We start from the raw sequence: 16,288 nt of genomic DNA, 5'->3' as shown, positions 1-16,288 counted from the left end.
ATGCCCCAGGTCGCGAAAGAGTGGGCACCGGTTCTCAGGGAACCCGGACCCACCGTGCCAACCTCTCAGGAGTCGCGTTGTACACCGCACACCACGACCGTTACGCGGACATGCCCTACCGGCGCACCGGACGCAGCGGTCTGAGACTGCCGGCGCTCTCACTCGGCCTGTGGCACAACTTCGGCCCCGACCGGTCCGTCGAGACGCAGCGCGGCATCCTGCGCCGCGCCTTCGACCTGGGTGTCACCCACTTCGACCTGGCCAACAACTACGGTCCGCCGCCCGGCGCCGCCGAGTCCGCGTTCGGCGAGGCCCTCAGGGCCGACTTCGCCCCCTACCGCGACGAGCTGATCATCTCCACCAAGGCGGGCTATCTGATGTGGCCCGGCCCGTACGGCGAGTGGGGCTCCCGCAAGTACCTGCTGTCCTCGCTCGACCAGAGCCTGAAGCGCATGGGTGTCGACTACGTCGACATCTTCTACTCCCACCGTCCCGACCCGGACACGCCGCTGGAGGAGACGATGGGCGCCCTGCACTCGGCGGTGCAGCAGGGCAAGGCGCTGTACGTCGGCGTCTCCAACTACTCGGCCGAGCAGACCCGTGAGGCCGCCCGCATCCTGGGCGAGCTGGGCACCCCGCTCCTCATCCACCAACCTCGCTACTCGATGCTCGACCGGCGCCCCGAGAGCGAGGGCCTGCTCGACGCGCTCGACGAGCTGCAGGTCGGCTCCATCGTGTTCTCCCCGCTGGAGCAGGGACTGCTGACCGGCCGCTACCTCGACGGCATCCCGGAGGACTCGCGGGCCGCGAGCGACAGCCCGTTCCTGAACTCCGACGCCGTCACCGAGGACCTGGTCGGCCGGCTGCGCGCCCTGGACGAGGTCGCCAAGTCGCGCGGCCAGTCGCTGACCCAGCTCGCCCTCGCCTGGGTGCTGCGCGGCGGCCGGGTGACCTCCGCGCTGGTCGGCGCGAGCAGCGCCCGCCAGATCGAGGACAGCGTCGGCGCGATCCGCAACCTCGACTTCGAGGCCGACGAGCTGGCCCGTATCGACGCGATCGTCGAGGGCAAGCTCTAGCCCCCAGCCCCAGCCGCCCAGCCCTCACCTCCCAGCCGCCGGGGCGGGGGCGGTGCTAGGAGTCGACGCGTTCCTCCAGATGGACGGTCACCGACTCGCCCGCCTCCTTCCCGATGGCCCTGCGGAGGTCGCCCTTCACGGGCAGCTTGTGGGTGCCGTCGCCGAGCGCCATGAAGGAGCTGCGGAACGGGTGGCCGTCGATCGTGCCGCGGACCTTGACCAGTCCGCGCGTGCCGAAGAACGCGACGGACTCCGGCCAGACGAGATACGTCCAGCCGCCCTTCGCGGGACTCTTCCTCAGCTCGGCCGTGAACTGCTTGTCGAGTGTGCTCATGATGCCCTCCGCTTCCGTTGTCTCTCCCACACAGACCGTCGGGAGCGGAGAAACTCATCGCCCGGCGGCGGATCGCACGACCGCTGTCGCCGTGGTCGGTGAACGCTCCGCCCCGGCCGTACGTATGGGACGGGGACCTGACCCGGAGCGGCCCCCTGGCGACCGAGGAACCTCGCGCTCCGGCGCCACCGGGGGAGCCGCCGGTCGGAGGGCTCGTCGTACCGTTTCGGCCATTCACGCGCTCGCATATGCCAGGAGACTGGCTGGATTGACATGGTGACAGAGCGTCAGGAGTGGCGATACTCGAGTGACAGGCGATTGAGTCATGAACAAAGCGGGCCTCCGTACGCGTCCATGACGTCACCGTCCGTGACATCCGGTCGCCTGGCGCGCACGACCAGCAGGTCTGTGAGGCGAGAACGGGTCCGTACGGCGAGCGGGGCCGGACGGCGACCGACGGCGGTGCGATCGGGGGAGTTGAGGGTGCACGACGAATTCCTGTGCCATGTCACCGCGTACGGGATGTGCGGCGGACAGCGCGTCGGAGTGCCTCTGGGGACCTACCGTGCCCCCACGCTGGCGCTGGCGCTCTGGTGGATGCGCGACCGCGCGTTATGGATCGCCGATCGCCTCGACCCGCGCCCCGAGAACCCGAGCTTCCCGCCCAACGCCGTGGTCCCCGTGGCCGACACCGTCCCCGACGTGCCGAGCATGCTGCGCGCCTGGTCCGCCGACGGCGTCCAGCAGGGACTGGTCGCCGAGGAGTTGGCCGCCGGGAACCTGGTGCGCATCGCCACCAACGACGACACCACCGAGTACGAGCTGCTCGCCGAGTCCGTCGACGCCGTGCGCATGCAGCGGATCGCCCAGCGGATCGCCGCCCCCGCCGCCTGACCTCGTCGTGCGGCCCGGCCTCCCGGACGCCCCTGTGACGCGCCGACCCGCCTCCTGCACGCCTCCCTGGCTGATCGGGCGCATAAGTGGGCCGATCGGTAGAATTTCGGGCATGGCAGAGCGGTCGATCGCACCGACTGCGCCCGCACTCGTGCTGGAGACCGAGTCGGGCTCCACGGTGATGACCCCGAGCCACGAGTACCACGTCGGACGCGACCCGCTCAGCGACATCGTGCTCGACGACGACCGGGTCTCGTGGCACCACGCCGTGCTCAGGGCGGACACCGACCACTGGACCATCGCGGACGAGAACAGCACCAACGGCACCTACGCCGACGGCCACCGCGTCCGCGAGCGGGACGTGGGCCCCGGCACCGTCATCCGCTTCGGCAGCCCCGAGGACGGGCCACGAGCCGTTCTCGCCGGACTGGCCCCCTCCCGTCCCTCCGGCGTCCACCAGCCCGCCTCCACGGGCACCTTCCGCCGGCCGACCAGCGTCCGCCCCCTGCCGCAGCGCACCGTCCGTATCGGCCGCGCCGCCGACAACGACCTCGTCATCGACGACCTCGTGGTCTCCCGCCGGCACGCCGAACTGCGGGCCCGCCCCGACGGCACCTTTGAGATAGCCGACCTCGGCAGCCACAACGGCACCTACCTCAACGGCAGCCCCATCGACACCGCGCCGGTCACTGCCGGTGACATCGTCGGTATCGGCCACTCCGCGTTCTGCCTGGTCGGGGACGAGTTGCAGGAGTACGTCGACACCGGAGAGGTCTCCCTCGACGTGCAGGAACTGACCGTCGCCGTCGACCGCCGCCGCAGGACACTGCTCGACAAGGTGACGTTTCCGGTCGGCGAGAAATGACTCCTCGCCGTCGTCGGCCCGAGCGGAGCCGGAAAGTCCACCCTCCTCAACGCCCTCACCGGTCAGCGTCCCGCCGACAGCGGCACCGTCCTGTACGACGGCCGGGACCTCTACCGCGACTACGCCGAACTGCGCCAGCGCATCGGCCTCGTCCCGCAGGACGACATCCTGCACGCCCAGCTGACCGTGCGCAGAGCCCTTGCCTATGCCGCCGAACTGCGTTTTCCCCAGGACACCGCGAAGGCCGAGCGGCAGGCGCGCGTCGACGAGGTGATCCACGAGCTGGGCCTCGAACAGCGCGCCGGGCAGCCTATCCACAGCCTCTCCGGCGGCCAGCGCAAGCGCGTCAGCGTCGCCCTGGAACTGCTGACGAAACCCTCCCTGCTCTTCCTCGACGAGCCGACCTCCGGCCTCGACCCCGGCATGGACCGCTCGGTGATGCACATGCTGCGCGGCCTCGCCGACGACGGCCGCACCGTCATCGTCGTCACCCACAGCGTCCTCAGCCTCGACGTCTGCGACCGCCTCCTCGTCCTCGCGCCCGGCGGCAAGGTCGCCTACTACGGCCCGCCGGACGACACCCTCGCCTTCTTCGGCTTCCGGCAGTGGCCCGAGGCCTTCGAGGCGTTCGAACGGGACCAGGACCGGGACTGGGCGGGGGAGTACCGCGACTCGCCGTTCCACCGCCAGTACGTCACCGCGTCCATGAGCGGGCCGTACCGACCGGAGGCCGCGCCCGTCGACGTGGCGCCGCCGCCCAAGCCGCAGAGCTGGGGCGCCCAGCTCGGCACACTGGTCCGGCGGTACGCCGCCGCGCTCAGCGCCGACCGCACCTTCCTCGCCATCATGATCGCGCTGCCGTTCGTCATGGGCGCCATGGCCCGAGCGCTCGCGGGCAGCGAACTGGACCGCGAGACCGCCATGAACGCGCTGCTCATCCTGTGCGTCGGCGGCGTCCTGACCGGCGCGGCCAACGCGGTACGGGAACTGGTCAAGGAACGCGTCATCTACCAACGGGAACGCGCCGTCGGCCTGTCCAGATCCGCGTACCTGATGTCCAAGGTCGTGGTCCTCGGCACCATCACGGTCCTCCAGGCCGTCGTCCTCACGCTGGTGGCCCTCCTCGGCGTCGACCTCAACGCCCCGGGCGGGGACGGCGTCCTGCTGCCGCCGCTCGTCGAGATCACCGTGGCCGTGGCCCTGCTCGCCTTCACCGCGATGATGCTCGGCCTGCTCGTCTCCGCGCTCGTCCGCAAGGAAGAGGTCACCATGCCGCTGCTGGTGCTCCTCGCGATCATCCAGGTGGTGTTCTGCGGCGCGCTGCTCGACGTGCGGGGCACGATCGTCCTCGAACAACTGGCCTGGCTGGTGCCCTCGCGGTGGGCGTTCGCCGCCATGGCCGGCACGATCGACCTCGAACGGATCGTCCCCGACACGTCCGACCCGCTGTTCGCGCACTCCGCCGCTGTGTGGCTGCTCGACCTGGGGATGCTCGTCGTGCTGTCCCTGGTCTGCGGCGTCCTCGTCGCCCGTCTGCTGCGCCGCCGCGAACCCGCGGTGATGCGGAAGTAGCCGCGATGACGACCCCCGGTTTCCTCCCCACGCACGTCGTCCCGCCGGGCGGACTGCCCGCCTGGGAGGCCCCCGATCCCGCACGCCCCACCGTGCCCCTCGACGCGCTGCTGCCCGTCCAAGTCCTGGACCGCCTCGGCGACTGGGGGCAGGTCCTGTGCGCCAACGGCTGGTCCGCGTGGGTCGACGGACGCCTCCTCGTCGCCGTGCCCCAGGCGCCGCCGGCCGCCGGCACCGGACCCACCCGCACGGCCGACCCCCGCCCCCTGCTGGCCCGCGCGGAGGAGGCCCTCACCCGCTACCGCACCGAGGCGGAGGCCCTCGCGGCGGGACGGCTCGACGGAGGGGACTTCCACGACCGGATGAAGGGCCTGCGGATCGGTGTCGTCGTCGACGGCGACTCCCTGTGGCTCTTCGACGCCGCGCACGAGCGGTGGGTGTACTGCGACGGCACCCGGCTGAGCACGTTCGCCGTCGCCGGGGACCCCCAGGAGGACCCGGCCCCGCCCGCGGAGCCGACCAGGGGTCCGGCGCCGACCCGCGTCGTGGGGGAGCGCGGACCGGCTGAGCCCGCGCCGGAGGGACGCGGTCGGGCGGACACCGCGGCCGAGGAACACGGTCGGGCGGACACCACGGCGAAGGAGTCCGGTCGGGCGGACGCCACGCCGGTGGTGTCGGGTCGGGCGGACGCCACGCCGGTGGTGTCGGGTCGGACGGACACCGCGCACGCGGTGCGGGAGCGTACGGAGGGGTCCCGTCCCGGCCGACAGGACCCGGGCGACCACGAACCCACTCGTCTCGTGCGGCCGGTGACGCCCGATGAGTGAGACACGGCCGTACGCGGGCCGGCCGTCCGACCTGGTCGGGCAGCAGATCGCCGGCTACCGCGTCGAACGCGAGATCGGCCGCGGCGGCATGGCCGTCGTCTACCGGGCCAGGGACCTGCGGCTGGACCGGACCGTCGCGCTGAAACTCCTCGCCCCCGAACTGGCCCGCAACGACACCTTCCGCCGCCGCTTCACCCATGAGTCCCGCGTGGCCGCCGCGATCGACCACCCGCACATCGTGCCCGTCTTCGAGGCGGGCGAGACCGAGGGCGTCCTGTACATCGCGATGCGGTACGTGGCCGGCCGGGACCTGCGCCACCTCCTGGACCAGGAGGGCCCGTTGCCGCTGACGACCGCCACCCGGATCACCGGCCAGGTGGCCTCCGCGCTGGACGCCGCGCACGACCACGGTCTGGTGCACCGGGACGTCAAACCCGGCAACATCCTGGTCGCGCAGGGCACGGACAGCGACCACCCCGAGCACGTCTACCTCACCGACTTCGGCCTGACGAAGAAGTCGCTGTCACTGACCGGGTTCACCAGCGTCGGCCAGTTCGTGGGGACGCTCGACTACGTGGCCCCGGAACAGATCTCCGGCAAGCCCGTCGACGGCCGCTGCGACGTCTACAGCCTCGCCTGCGTCGTCCACGAGACCCTCGCCGGCCGCCCGCCCTTCCAGCGCGACGACGACATGGCGCTGCTCTGGGCCCACCAGTACGACCAGCCGCCGCCGCTGACCGGGCTGCGTCCCGATCTGCCGTCGTCCGTCGACGAGGTGCTGGCGAGGGCGCTGGCCAAGAGCCCCGACGACCGCTACGACTCGTGCCTGTCGTTCGTGGCCGCGCTCAGGGTGGCCGGTACACGCCACCCCACGCCGACCGGACACCCGCCGACCCGCACCGTACGAGCGCCCATGAACGGCACACCCGAGCCGCCCCCGGAACCGCCCGCCTGGGCGAGGCCGGTGTTCATCGGTCCCTGAGGTCGAGCCGCTCGACCCTGGCGACGTTCTCCCGGTCCTCGGCGTCCTGACTGGCCTCGGCGGCGAACCAGGCGTCGAGGATCTCCTTCAGCAGCGGGGCGGAGGTCAGCCGCAGACCGATCGCCAGCACATTGGCGTCGTTCCAGCGGCGCGCGCCGTCCGCCGTGTAGGCGTCCGTGCACAGGGCGGCCCGTACGCCCGGCACCTTGTTCGCGGCGATCGACGCGCCGGTGCCCGTCCAGCAGCACACGACGGCCTGGTCCGCCGCACCGGAGGCGACCTCGCGGGCCGCCGCCTCCGAGCACGCCGCCCACTGCGGGTCGTCCCCCGGGCTCAGCGCCCCGTGCGTCAGCACGTCGTGGCCGCGGTCGCGCAACTCCTCGACGAGGAGGCGGGCCACGGGTTCGTCCATGTCCGAGGAGACGGAGATCCGCATGCCCGGGAGAGTACCGTCCACGGGGCCCACGGGACCAAGGGCCACGGGCCGCCGCGCGACCGGGACTACGGGCGCGGCCACGGCTTCCCGGCCAGCCGTTCGATGCTGGTGTTGAAGCGCTGGAGGTAGTCGGCGAAGCAGGCGATGTCCTCGTCGGACCAGTCGGCCAGCACCAGTGCGAGGCTGCGCACATTGCCCTCCCGCTCCTCGTCGAGGCGGCGCTCGCCCTCCTGCGTGATCCGGAACTTGCGTGCCACCCCGCCGTCGGGGTCGAGGGTGTGCTCGACCAGGCCTGCCCGCAGGGCGGCGGCGGTCTGCCGGCGCAGCGTGGAGGCGTCCAGACCGAAGGCGTCGCTCAGCTCGCTGATCGACATCGGTCCCTCGATCCGGATCCGGCTCAGCAGGATGTACGCGCTGCGCTCCAGCGTGGAGTCCTTGGGGCGCCCCTTGCTCTTGCTCAGGTGCTGGTAGCGCCCGAGCAGCATGTTCTCGTACTCGACCCGGCGCGTCGGCTCTTCCACGTCGCCTACCTCCTCGTAGCGGACCTCGCAGGGGCGATCCTTCCATCCCGCCTGGCCGCCCTCCGCCCGCCTGTGGTGCATGATGCACATAACGGGTGCCATGCCTGTCGCGTGTATGGTGCACGTCAGGTGCATGACGTATGCCCAGTCGCCGGTCCCCGCACGGAGGAAACCCTTGACCGCCCATCCCTCGACGTCCGCCCGTCCGGGCGGCGTCATCGCGACGCTGGCACTCGCCGGGATCGTCGCCGCGATCATGCAGACGCTGGTGACGCCGCTGCTCACCGAACTGCCCACGATCCTCGACACCAGCGCGGCCAACGCCTCCTGGGTGATCACCGCGACCCTGCTCACGGGTGCCGTCTTCGGCCCGGTCGGGGGACGCCTCGGCGACCTCCACGGCAAGCGGCGGATGCTGCTGGTGTGCTGCGTCCCGCTGGTCGCGGGCTCCGTGGTGTGCGCACTGTCCTCGACGGTGGTGCCGATGGTCGTGGGCCGCGGCCTCCAGGGCGTCGGCATGGGGGTGGTGCCGCTCGGCATCAGCCTGCTGCGCGACGTCATGGCACCCGAGCAGCTCAGCTCCGCCATCGCCCTGGTCAGCGCCTCCCTCGGCATCGGCGCCGGTCTCGGCCTGCCGATCGCCGCCGCCGTCGCCCAGTACGCCAGCTGGCGTGTGCTGTTCTGGGGATCCGCGGGGCTCGCCCTGGCCGTCACCGCCATGATCTGGTTCCTGGTACCCGAGACCCCGCCCGGCGCCAAGGGGCAGCGCTTCGATCTCGTCGGCGCCCTCGGTCTCGGCGGGGGAGTGGTGTGCCTGCTGCTCGCGGTGTCCAAGGGGGCCGACTGGGGCTGGGGTTCGGCGACGACCCTGGGCCTGTTCGCCGGTGCGGCCGTCCTGCTGCTCTGCTGGGGGTGGTGGGAACTGCGCACCCGCGAGCCGCTGGTCGACCTGCGCACGACCGCCCACCCGCGCGTCCTGCTGACCAACGCCGCCTCGGTCCTCGTCGGGTTCGGGATGTACGCGCAGTCGCTGATCACCCCTCAGCTCCTCCGGCTGCCCGAGGCGACCGGCTACGGTCTGGGGCAGTCGATGCTGGCGATGGCGCTGTGGATGGCCCCGGCCGGGCTGATGATGATGGCCCTCTCCCCGCTCGGCGGGAAGCTCACCAACGCCCGCGGCCCCAAGTTCACCCTGGTCACGGGCTCGTTGGTGATCGCGATCGGTTACGGCCTCGCGCTGGTCCTGATGGGCTCCACCTGGGGCCTGCTGATCGTCTCCCTCGTCGTCAGCTCCGGGGTGGGCCTCGCCTACGGTGCGATGCCCGCACTGATCATGAGCACGGTGCCGCTGTCCGAGACCGCCTCCGCCAACAGCTTCAACACCCTGATGCGGGCGCTCGGCACGTCCACCGCGGCCGCGGTGATCGGTGTGGTCCTCGCCCAGATGACCACCACGCTCGGCGGCTTCTCCCTGCCCTCGGAGGCGGGCTTCCGCACCGGCCTCACCATCGGCGGCGGCGCGGCACTCGTCGCCGCGGCGGTCGCCGCCCTGATTCCGGCGGTGCGGACCACCGGCCCGGGGACGGCGGCGGAACGCCGGCCGACCGGCACCGGGGCGCCCGCTCCGGCCGCGTAGCCGGGCCCGCCGCGCGGGCGTCGATCGCCTGACCCGCGCGGCCGTCCGTGCCCGACCGGGCGGCTCCGGGGGTGGCCCCGGTGACCTCCGTGGCCACCCCCGCCTCTCGGCAGCCGTCGTCTCAGACGCCGTCGTCCCCCTCGACGAACGTCCGCAGCACCTCGATGTCCGCGACCCTCGACACGTCCACCCGGCGCGGGTCGTCGCCCAGCACCACCAGGTCCGCCCGCTTGCCGGCCGTGAGACTGCCCGCGTCCGCCTCCCAGCGGCAGGCGCGGGCGGCCTCGACGGTGTACGCGCGCAGCGCCTCCTCGACGGTGATCGCCTCGCCCGCGCCGATGAGACGGCCGGACTCCGAGGCCCGCTCCACCATGAACCGGATCGCCCGCAGCGGCGCGCCGTCGGCCACCGGCCGGTCCGAACTGCCGGCGACCCGGACGCCGTGGTCGAGGAAGCCGCGGCCCCGGTACAGCCAGTCGGCCCGTTCCTCCCCCATCACCGTCGCGTAGTCGTCGCCGTAGTACCGCAGGAAGCTCGGCTGGACGACCACGGTCATGCCGAGCGCGCCCAGCCGGGGGAGCTGGTCGGGGCGGACCAGCCCCGCGTGCTCGATACGGTGGCGTGCCTCCGGCCGCGGCCGCAGCCTCTGGGCCTTCTCCAGCGCGTCCAGGGCGACATCGACGGCCCGGTCGCCGATCGCGTGCACGGCCAGCTGCCAGCCCGCCAGGTGCCCGGCGACGATCGCGTCCTCCAGCACGTCGGGCTCGTGCATGAGCTGACCGGAACCGCCGCCCCCGAGATAGGGGCTGCTCAGAGCCGCCGTGCGGGCCATCATCCCGCCGTCGGTGAAGATCTTGAGCGCGCCGAGCGAGAGCGGACCGTCACCGAAGCCGGTGCGCAGGCCCAGGTCGATCGCCCGACTCGTGGTGTCCTGACCGGCCGCCTCGACCGGGCGGAGCGCGTCGGCCGCCACCATCAGCTGCACCCGCAGCGGCAACCGGCCCGTCTCCCGGGCCAGTTGGAACGCCGCGCCCTCCAGGGGGCTGTGCCCGAAGAGGCGGGCCCCGATCCCCGCCTCCGCGCAGCCGGTGATGCCCTCGGACCGGCAGACCCGGGCGGCACGCCCGATCGCCGAGGCCAGTTCGGACAGGGAGTGCGGCGGCCTGGACCGGAGCGCGGCCCCCATCGCGCCCTCCGCGAGGAACCCGTCCGACCGGACCGCCTCGGCCGGGAGTCCCTCCAGGACCGCCGAGTTGACCAGGCAGGCATGCCCCGACAGATGTCCCAGGCACACCCTGCGTCCGGCGCTGACGGCGTCGAGGTCGGCCGCCGTGAGGGGGCGGTCGAGGGTGCGCTGGTCGTAGCCGCCGAAGTCCACCCAGCCGCCCGCGGGAGCCCGCTTCACCGCCTCCGCCACGACCCGCAGCACGTCGTCGGCGCGCCGGCTCGGCGCCACACTGGGCGCCTCGGCCTTCAACCCCGTCCAGGCGAGGTGCACATGGGCGTCGATGAAGCCGGGGAGGACCGTCGCGCCGTCCAGGTCCAGGGTCCGCCGCGCGGGCAGCCCCGCCACCTCCTCGTCGAGGCCGACTATCCGCCCGCGCCAGATACCCAGCTCCCGCGCGGCCGGACGCGCCGGGTCCATCGTGACGACACGGGCGTTGGTGATCCTGGTGCAGAGCACGGGCAGAAGTCCTTCCGGTCGGTGCGGGCACAGGCCGAGTGCCACGCGGAACGCGCACGGGTCGATGACATGAATGATCACCGAGTGGACCGCTCCCGGACAGAGCGGGGTCTTCGGCGGCCGGTTCGCGTCAACGACGCCCCGGGGCTGGCCCGGGACAGCAAATGTAGTTAGCCTTACCTAAGTTCTCTGGTGCTTCTTCGTTTCTTCCTTCTTCTGCTGTGTTGGCGCGACCGGTCCGGAGGGACGTGTGAGGGTGGCGGACCCGCCGGGACGGGACGTCCTGTGGCGCGCGGTCGGTGGACAGCGTCGTGATGTCACGCTGGGCGCGGTGCTGGGCATGGGGCACCAGACGGGTGAGGCCCTCGTACCGGTGCTCATCGGCGAGGCCGTCGAACGCGGAGTCGTCGACGGGAGCGTTCCCGGCCTGCTGTTCTGGCTCGGCGTGCTCGCCGCCGTGTACGTCGGGCTCTCCTTCAGCTTCCGGTTCAGCGCCCGAGCGGGCGAACGGGCCTCCGTCACCGCCGCCCACCATCTCAGGGCCGAGCTGGTGGCCCGTGTCCTCGCACCCGAGGGCGGGGCCGACGAGGGGCGGCTGCCGGGGGAGTTGACGAACGTCGCCACCGAGGACGCCAAGCGCGTCGGCGCCGTCGCCATGGCCCTCGTCGTCGCCCTCGCGGCGACGGCCGGTCTCGTGGTGAGCGCGGTCGCGCTGTTACGTGTCTCCCTCGTCCTCGGGCTCCTCGTCCTGCTGGGCACCCCGCTGCTGCTGTGGCTCGGCCACCTGCTGAGCAGGCCGCTGGAGCGCCGCAGCGAGACCGAGCAGGAACGCGCGGCCCGCGCGTCGGGCGTCGCGGCGGACCTCGTGGCCGGGCTGCGCGTCCTCAAGGGCATCGGCGCGGAACCGGCCGCCGTCGCCCGCTACCGGCGGATCAGCGGGGACTCCCTGTCCGCCACCCTGCGCGCCGCCCGCGCCGAGGCCTGGCAGAACGGCGTCGTCACCCTCCTCACCGGCACGTTCATCGCCCTGGTCGCCCTCGTCGGCGGCCGGCTCGCGGCCCGCGGCGACATCGGCCTGGGCGACCTCGTCTCCGCCGTCGGTCTGGCGCTCTTCCTCATCGGCCCGCTCACCGAGTTCGCCTGGGTCAACACCGAACTGGCCCAGGGGCGCGCCTCCGCGGCGCGGATCGCGGAGATCCTCGGCGCGCCCCCGGCCCTCCCACCGGGACCGGCGTCCACCGACCGGACCACGGGAGATTCCGGCCCCGAGCTCGACCCGTCGCTGCACGCCGTCGAGGGCAGGCTGCGGCTGCGCGGCGTCTCGTACGGCCCTCTGCGGGACGTCGACCTGGACGTGGCCGCCGGGGAGATCGTCGGCGTCGCCGCACCGGACCCCGCCGACGCGGTCGCGCTCCTCGGCCTCCTCGGCCGGAGCGCCGACCCGTCGGCCGGGGCGGTCGAGCTGGACGGCAGGGACCTCACGGCGCTGGACCTCAAGGCCGTGCGCGCGGCGATCCTCGTCGCCGACCACGACGCCGACCTGTTCGAGGGGACCGTCCTGCAGAACGTGACCGCGGCCGCCGGGGCGGGCGCACCCGCGGCGGTCACCCTCACGAGAGCCGCGATGGCCGCCTCGGGCACCGACGAGGTGGCCAGGTCCCTGCCCGACGGCGTCGACACCCCCGTCACCGCGCGCGGCCGTTCCCTGTCCGGCGGGCAACGGCAGCGTGTCGCGCTGGCCCGCGCCCTCGCCGCCGACACCCCCGTCCTGGTCGTGCACGAACCCACCACCGCCGTCGACGCCGTCACGGAGGTGCGCGTCGCCGCCGGCATCCGCGACCTCCGCCGGGGCCGCACCACGCTGCTGGTGACCAACAGCCCCGCCCTCCTCGCCGTCACCGACCGTGCCGTCCTCCTCCAGGACGGCCGGATCACCGCGACGGGCCACCACGAGCGCCTCGTCCACACGTGCGCGCCCTACCGCACGGCGGTCCTCACATGACCCGACCCCGCCCGAACACGAGCGCCGAGCCGCACCGGGCCGAGGGCACCGACGCGAGCCGCGACCCCGGCGCCGACGGGCATCCCGCCCCGAACACCGGCACGGGCCCGGCCTCCGACGCGGCCCCGGCTCCGAACACCGACACGCGCTCCTCCCCACCCCCGCGCACAGACTCCCTCCTGCCCGTCGCCACCCCCGCTCGTACACGTGCTGTCGTGGCGGGGCTGTTGCGGCCGCAGCGGGGGCTGGTGGTGGGGGCGTTCGCCGTGACGGCCGGGTCCACCGCGGTCGGGCTGCTCGTGCAGCCGCTGCTGGGGCGGATCGTCGATCTGGCCGCCGGGCGCGGTTCCGTGGACGCCATCACGACCACCGCCGCGCTGCTGGTCGCCGTGGCCGTGGCACAGGGCGTCAGCGCCGGGTTCGGACTGTCGCTGATCGCCCGGCTGGGGGAGACGACCCTGGCCCGGCTGCGCGAGCGTTTCGTCGAGCGGGCGCTGGCCCTGCCCCTGGACCGGATCGAGCGGGCGGGCGCCGGCGACCTGACCGCCCGGGTCACCGCCGACGTGTCCCTCATCGCCGACGCCGTACGCAACGCCCTGCCCGCACTGGCCCGCTCGGTGCTCACCATCGTCCTCACCCTCGGCGCCATGGCCGTCCTCGACTGGCGGTTCCTGCTCGCCGCGCTGCTCGCCGTGCCCGTCCAGGCGGCCACCGCCCGCTGGTACGTCACCCGGGCCGTCCCGCTCTACGCCGAGCAGCGGGTCGCCGCCGGCGCCCAGCACCAGCAGCTGCTCGACACCGTCGGCGGCGCCTCCACCGTGCGGGCGTTCGGGCTGGAGCGGGAGCACACCGAGCGGGTGACCGAGCGGTCCCGGTCGGTGGTGCGGCTGACCATGCGGGGACTGCGGCTCGTCCTCGGCTTCTACAGCCGACTGCACATCGCCGAGTACATCGGGCTCTCCGCCGTGCTGATCACCGGCTACTGGCTGGTCCGCCAGGGCTCGGCCGGCATCGGTACGGCGACCACCGCCGCCCTGTACTTCCACAGCCTGTTCGGCCCCATCAACGCCGCCCTGGCCCTCCTCGACGACGCCCAGGCCGCCACCGCGGGACTCGCCCGACTGGTCGGGGTCACGGACGAGCCGCCGCCCGCCGGGCGCCCCCCGGCCGAGCCGGACACCGTCGACGTCGTGGTGCGCGGGCTGAGCCACTCCTACCGTCCCGGTCACCCCGTGCTGCACGACATCGACCTGACGATCGGTCACGGCGAGCGCGTCGCCCTCGTCGGCGCCAGCGGAGCGGGCAAGACCACCCTGGCCCGGCTCGTCGCGGGCATCCAGCCCCCGGCCGCGGGAACGGTCCTCGTCGGCGGCGTCCCGCCCACGGAACTCGGCACGGCCGCGGACGCCGCGCACCCGTCCCCGGGCCCCGCCCCGGGCCCCCGCACGATCGCCCTGATCACCCAGGAGACCCATGTCTTCGCCGGGTCCCTCGCCGACGACCTGCGGCTCGCCAGGCCCGACGCCACCGACGACGAACTGCGCGCCGCGCTCGACCGCGTCGACGCCCTGGCGTGGGCCGAGGCCCTGCCCGACGGCCTCGCCACCGTCGTCGGGGACGGCGGCCACCGGCTCAGCGGCGAGCGGACGCAGGCGCTCGCGCTGGCCCGGCTGGTCCTCGCCGACCCGCCGCTGGTGATCCTCGACGAGGCCACCGCGGAGGCGGGCAGCGCCGGCGCACGCTCCCTGGAGAGGGCGGTCGCGCACGCCGTGGACGGCCGCACCGCGCTGATCGTCGCCCACCGCCTCAGCCAGGCCGCGACCGCCGACCGCGTCGTCGTCATGGAGGCGGGCCGCGTCGTGGAGACCGGCACCCACGACGCACTGCGCGCCGCGCAGGGGCCCTACGCCGACCTCTGGTCGGCCTGGTCCGACGCCCGGGACACCGCAGCGGACGCCCTCGACGCACCCGCCCCCGCCGACGTGCCCGGCGCCCGCGTCGCCCCCAAGGCGCCCACGACGCCGAAGACCCTCACGCGCACCGCCCCACAGGAACCCGAACCGAAGGACCGCTGATGTCCCGCTCCCGCAGAGCGCCCCGGCTCGCCGCGGCGTTCGCCTCCGCCACCCTGCTCCTCGCCACGGCCACGGCCTGCGGCGGCGACGCCCCGGCCTCCGACACGTCGGGCGCCGGCGACGAGGGGAACACCTCCGGCGCGTCCCCCTTCCCCGTCTCCGTCGACCACAAGTACGGCAGCACGACGATCACGTCGGAGCCGAAGCGGATCGTCACCGTCGGCCTCACCGACCAGGACGCCGTCCTCGCCCTCGGCAAGGTCCCCGTCGGCACCACCGAGTGGCTCGGCGGCTACAAGGGCGCCGTCGCCCCCTGGGCCGAGGACCGCCTGGGTTCCGCCGAGGCGCCGACCGTCCTCAAGGACACCGGCACCGGCCCGCAGGTCGAGAAGATCGCCGCCCTCCAGCCGGACCTGATCCTCGCGGTGTACGGGGGACTCACCAAGGAGCAGTACGCGTCGCTGTCGAAGTTCGCCCCGGTCGTCGCCCAGCCGAAGAAGTACAACGACTACGGCGTCCCCTGGCAGGAGCAGACCGAGACCATCGGCAAGGCCCTCGGCAGGACGCACGAGGCCCGCGAGGCGGTCGAGGAGACCGAGGCGACGATCGCCGAGTCCGTCAGGGAACACCCCGAGTTCAAGGGAAAGAGCGCGGTGATGGCCACGCCGTACGAGGGCATGTTCGTCTTCGGCAGCCAGGACCCCCGCTCCCACCTGCTCACCGACCTCGGCTTCACCCTGCCCGCCGACCTCGACAAGGTCATCGGGGACCGGTTCGGCGCGAACATCAGCAAGGAGCGCACCGACCTGCTCGACCAGGACGCCCTCGTCTGGCAGGTCACCGACGTCACCAAGGACGCCGACAAGCTGCACAAGGACCCCTCCTACAAGGGCCTGGACGTCGTGAAGGAGGGGCGCGAGGTCTACGTCAGCGAGACCAGCGACTACGGCAACGCCCTGTCCATGGGCACCGTCCTCAGCCTGCGGTACGTCGTCGAACGGCTGGTCCCGCAGCTGGCCGCCGCCGTCGACGGCGAGACCGGCACGAAGGTGGAGCAGCCCGCCGCCTGAGGCCCGAACGCGCTCCTCGAGGCTCGGACGTGCTCCTGACGCCCGGACGTGTCGTGCGGTGGGCAGGGGCCGGTCGCCGACCGGCCCCTGCGGTGTGTCAGCCGTCCATCGACTCGGCCAGGCTCCGGGGCCGCATGTCGGTCCAGTGGGTCTCGACGTGCTCCAGGCAGGACGCGCGTGAGGCGGGCCCGTGGACGGTCCGCCAGCCGGCCGGGACCTCCACGAAGTCCGGCCACAGGCTGTGCTGGTTCTCGTCGTTGACCAGCACCAGGTAGACGCCCTCGGGGTCCTCGAACGGGTTGCTCATGCCACTC

Annotated in this window: 13 protein-coding genes and 1 pseudogene; 9 read left to right on the top strand and 5 right to left on the bottom strand. The window is 73.2% G+C overall.

Features of this window, described 5'->3' with window-relative positions:
* The first annotated feature begins 77 nt into the window (after positions 1 to 77).
* Positions 78 to 1,076, top strand: coding sequence for an L-glyceraldehyde 3-phosphate reductase (mgrA, locus tag GSY65_RS01190; RefSeq protein WP_159765438.1), 999 nt, complete (start codon positions 78 to 80; stop codon positions 1,074 to 1,076).
* A 55-nt stretch (positions 1,077 to 1,131) separates the two neighbouring features.
* On the opposite strand, the gene GSY65_RS01185 is transcribed toward mgrA, so the two are convergent.
* Complete coding sequence (locus GSY65_RS01185; RefSeq protein ID WP_159765436.1) at positions 1,132 to 1,410, bottom strand: DUF1905 domain-containing protein; 279 nt, start codon at positions 1,408 to 1,410, stop codon at positions 1,132 to 1,134.
* A 483-nt stretch (positions 1,411 to 1,893) separates the two neighbouring features.
* Here GSY65_RS01185 and GSY65_RS01180 point away from each other — a divergent pair, with 483 nt between their 5' ends.
* From GSY65_RS01180 to GSY65_RS01165, 4 genes and pseudogenes are all read left to right on the top strand, one after another.
* Positions 1,894 to 2,304, top strand: a complete 411-nt coding sequence (locus tag GSY65_RS01180) for a hypothetical protein (protein WP_159765434.1) — start codon at positions 1,894 to 1,896, stop codon at positions 2,302 to 2,304.
* 112 nt (positions 2,305 to 2,416) lie between these two features.
* A pseudogene (locus GSY65_RS01175) lies at positions 2,417 to 4,741 on the top strand (FHA domain-containing protein).
* A gap of 5 nt (positions 4,742 to 4,746) precedes the next feature.
* Entirely contained in the window at positions 4,747 to 5,568 is an 822-nt protein-coding gene (locus GSY65_RS01170) for a hypothetical protein (protein ID WP_159765432.1), read from the top strand.
* Entirely contained in the window at positions 5,561 to 6,550 is a 990-nt protein-coding gene (locus GSY65_RS01165) for a serine/threonine-protein kinase (RefSeq protein WP_159765430.1), read from the top strand. The genes GSY65_RS01170 and GSY65_RS01165 overlap by 8 nt, the downstream gene beginning before the upstream one ends.
* Here the strand turns inward: GSY65_RS01165 and GSY65_RS01160 are convergent.
* Together GSY65_RS01160 and GSY65_RS01155 are read right to left on the bottom strand one after the other, a co-directional pair.
* Positions 6,537 to 6,986, bottom strand: a complete 450-nt coding sequence (locus tag GSY65_RS01160) for an RpiB/LacA/LacB family sugar-phosphate isomerase (protein WP_159765429.1) — start codon at positions 6,984 to 6,986, stop codon at positions 6,537 to 6,539. The genes GSY65_RS01165 and GSY65_RS01160 overlap by 14 nt on opposite strands.
* 65 nt (positions 6,987 to 7,051) lie before the next feature.
* Entirely contained in the window at positions 7,052 to 7,507 is a 456-nt protein-coding gene (locus tag GSY65_RS01155; RefSeq protein ID WP_159765427.1) for a MarR family winged helix-turn-helix transcriptional regulator, read from the bottom strand.
* A gap of 133 nt (positions 7,508 to 7,640) precedes the next feature.
* On the opposite strand from GSY65_RS01155, the gene GSY65_RS01150 reads away from it, so the two are divergent.
* Positions 7,641 to 9,143, top strand: coding sequence for an MFS transporter (locus tag GSY65_RS01150; protein WP_443043189.1), 1,503 nt, complete (start codon positions 7,641 to 7,643; stop codon positions 9,141 to 9,143).
* Positions 9,144 to 9,264: 121 nt separating this feature from the next.
* Here GSY65_RS01150 and GSY65_RS01145 read toward each other — a convergent pair whose 3' ends face one another.
* Positions 9,265 to 10,827, bottom strand: coding sequence for an amidohydrolase (locus GSY65_RS01145; protein WP_159765423.1), 1,563 nt, complete (start codon positions 10,825 to 10,827; stop codon positions 9,265 to 9,267).
* 250 nt (positions 10,828 to 11,077) lie between these two features.
* Between GSY65_RS01145 and GSY65_RS01140 the strand changes: the two genes are divergently transcribed.
* From GSY65_RS01140 to GSY65_RS01130, 3 genes are read left to right on the top strand one after another with little or no spacing between them, the layout of a single operon-like run.
* Positions 11,078 to 12,829 carry an ABC transporter transmembrane domain-containing protein gene (locus GSY65_RS01140; protein WP_159765421.1) on the top strand — a complete coding sequence of 584 codons (1,752 nt, stop codon included), beginning with the start codon at positions 11,078 to 11,080 and terminating at the stop codon, positions 12,827 to 12,829.
* On the top strand, positions 12,826 to 14,904 hold the full coding sequence (locus GSY65_RS01135) for an ABC transporter ATP-binding protein (RefSeq protein ID WP_159765419.1): 2,079 nt from the start codon (positions 12,826 to 12,828) through the stop codon (positions 14,902 to 14,904). The genes GSY65_RS01140 and GSY65_RS01135 overlap by 4 nt, the downstream gene beginning before the upstream one ends.
* Positions 14,904 to 15,974, top strand: a complete 1,071-nt coding sequence (locus GSY65_RS01130) for an iron-siderophore ABC transporter substrate-binding protein (RefSeq protein ID WP_159765417.1) — start codon at positions 14,904 to 14,906, stop codon at positions 15,972 to 15,974. The genes GSY65_RS01135 and GSY65_RS01130 overlap by 1 nt, the downstream gene beginning before the upstream one ends.
* 97 nt (positions 15,975 to 16,071) lie before the next feature.
* On the opposite strand, the gene GSY65_RS01125 is transcribed toward GSY65_RS01130, so the two are convergent.
* Entirely contained in the window at positions 16,072 to 16,281 is a 210-nt protein-coding gene (locus GSY65_RS01125) for an MbtH family protein (protein WP_159765415.1), read from the bottom strand.
* Positions 16,282 to 16,288: the final 7 nt, after the last annotated feature.

Source organism: Streptomyces sp. HM190 (assembly GCF_009857135.1).
Classification (GTDB): domain Bacteria; phylum Actinomycetota; class Actinomycetes; order Streptomycetales; family Streptomycetaceae; genus Streptomyces; species Streptomyces heilongjiangensis.
The sequence above is the reverse complement of the archived record's forward strand: the minus strand, read 5'-3'. Positions and strand labels throughout refer to the sequence as shown.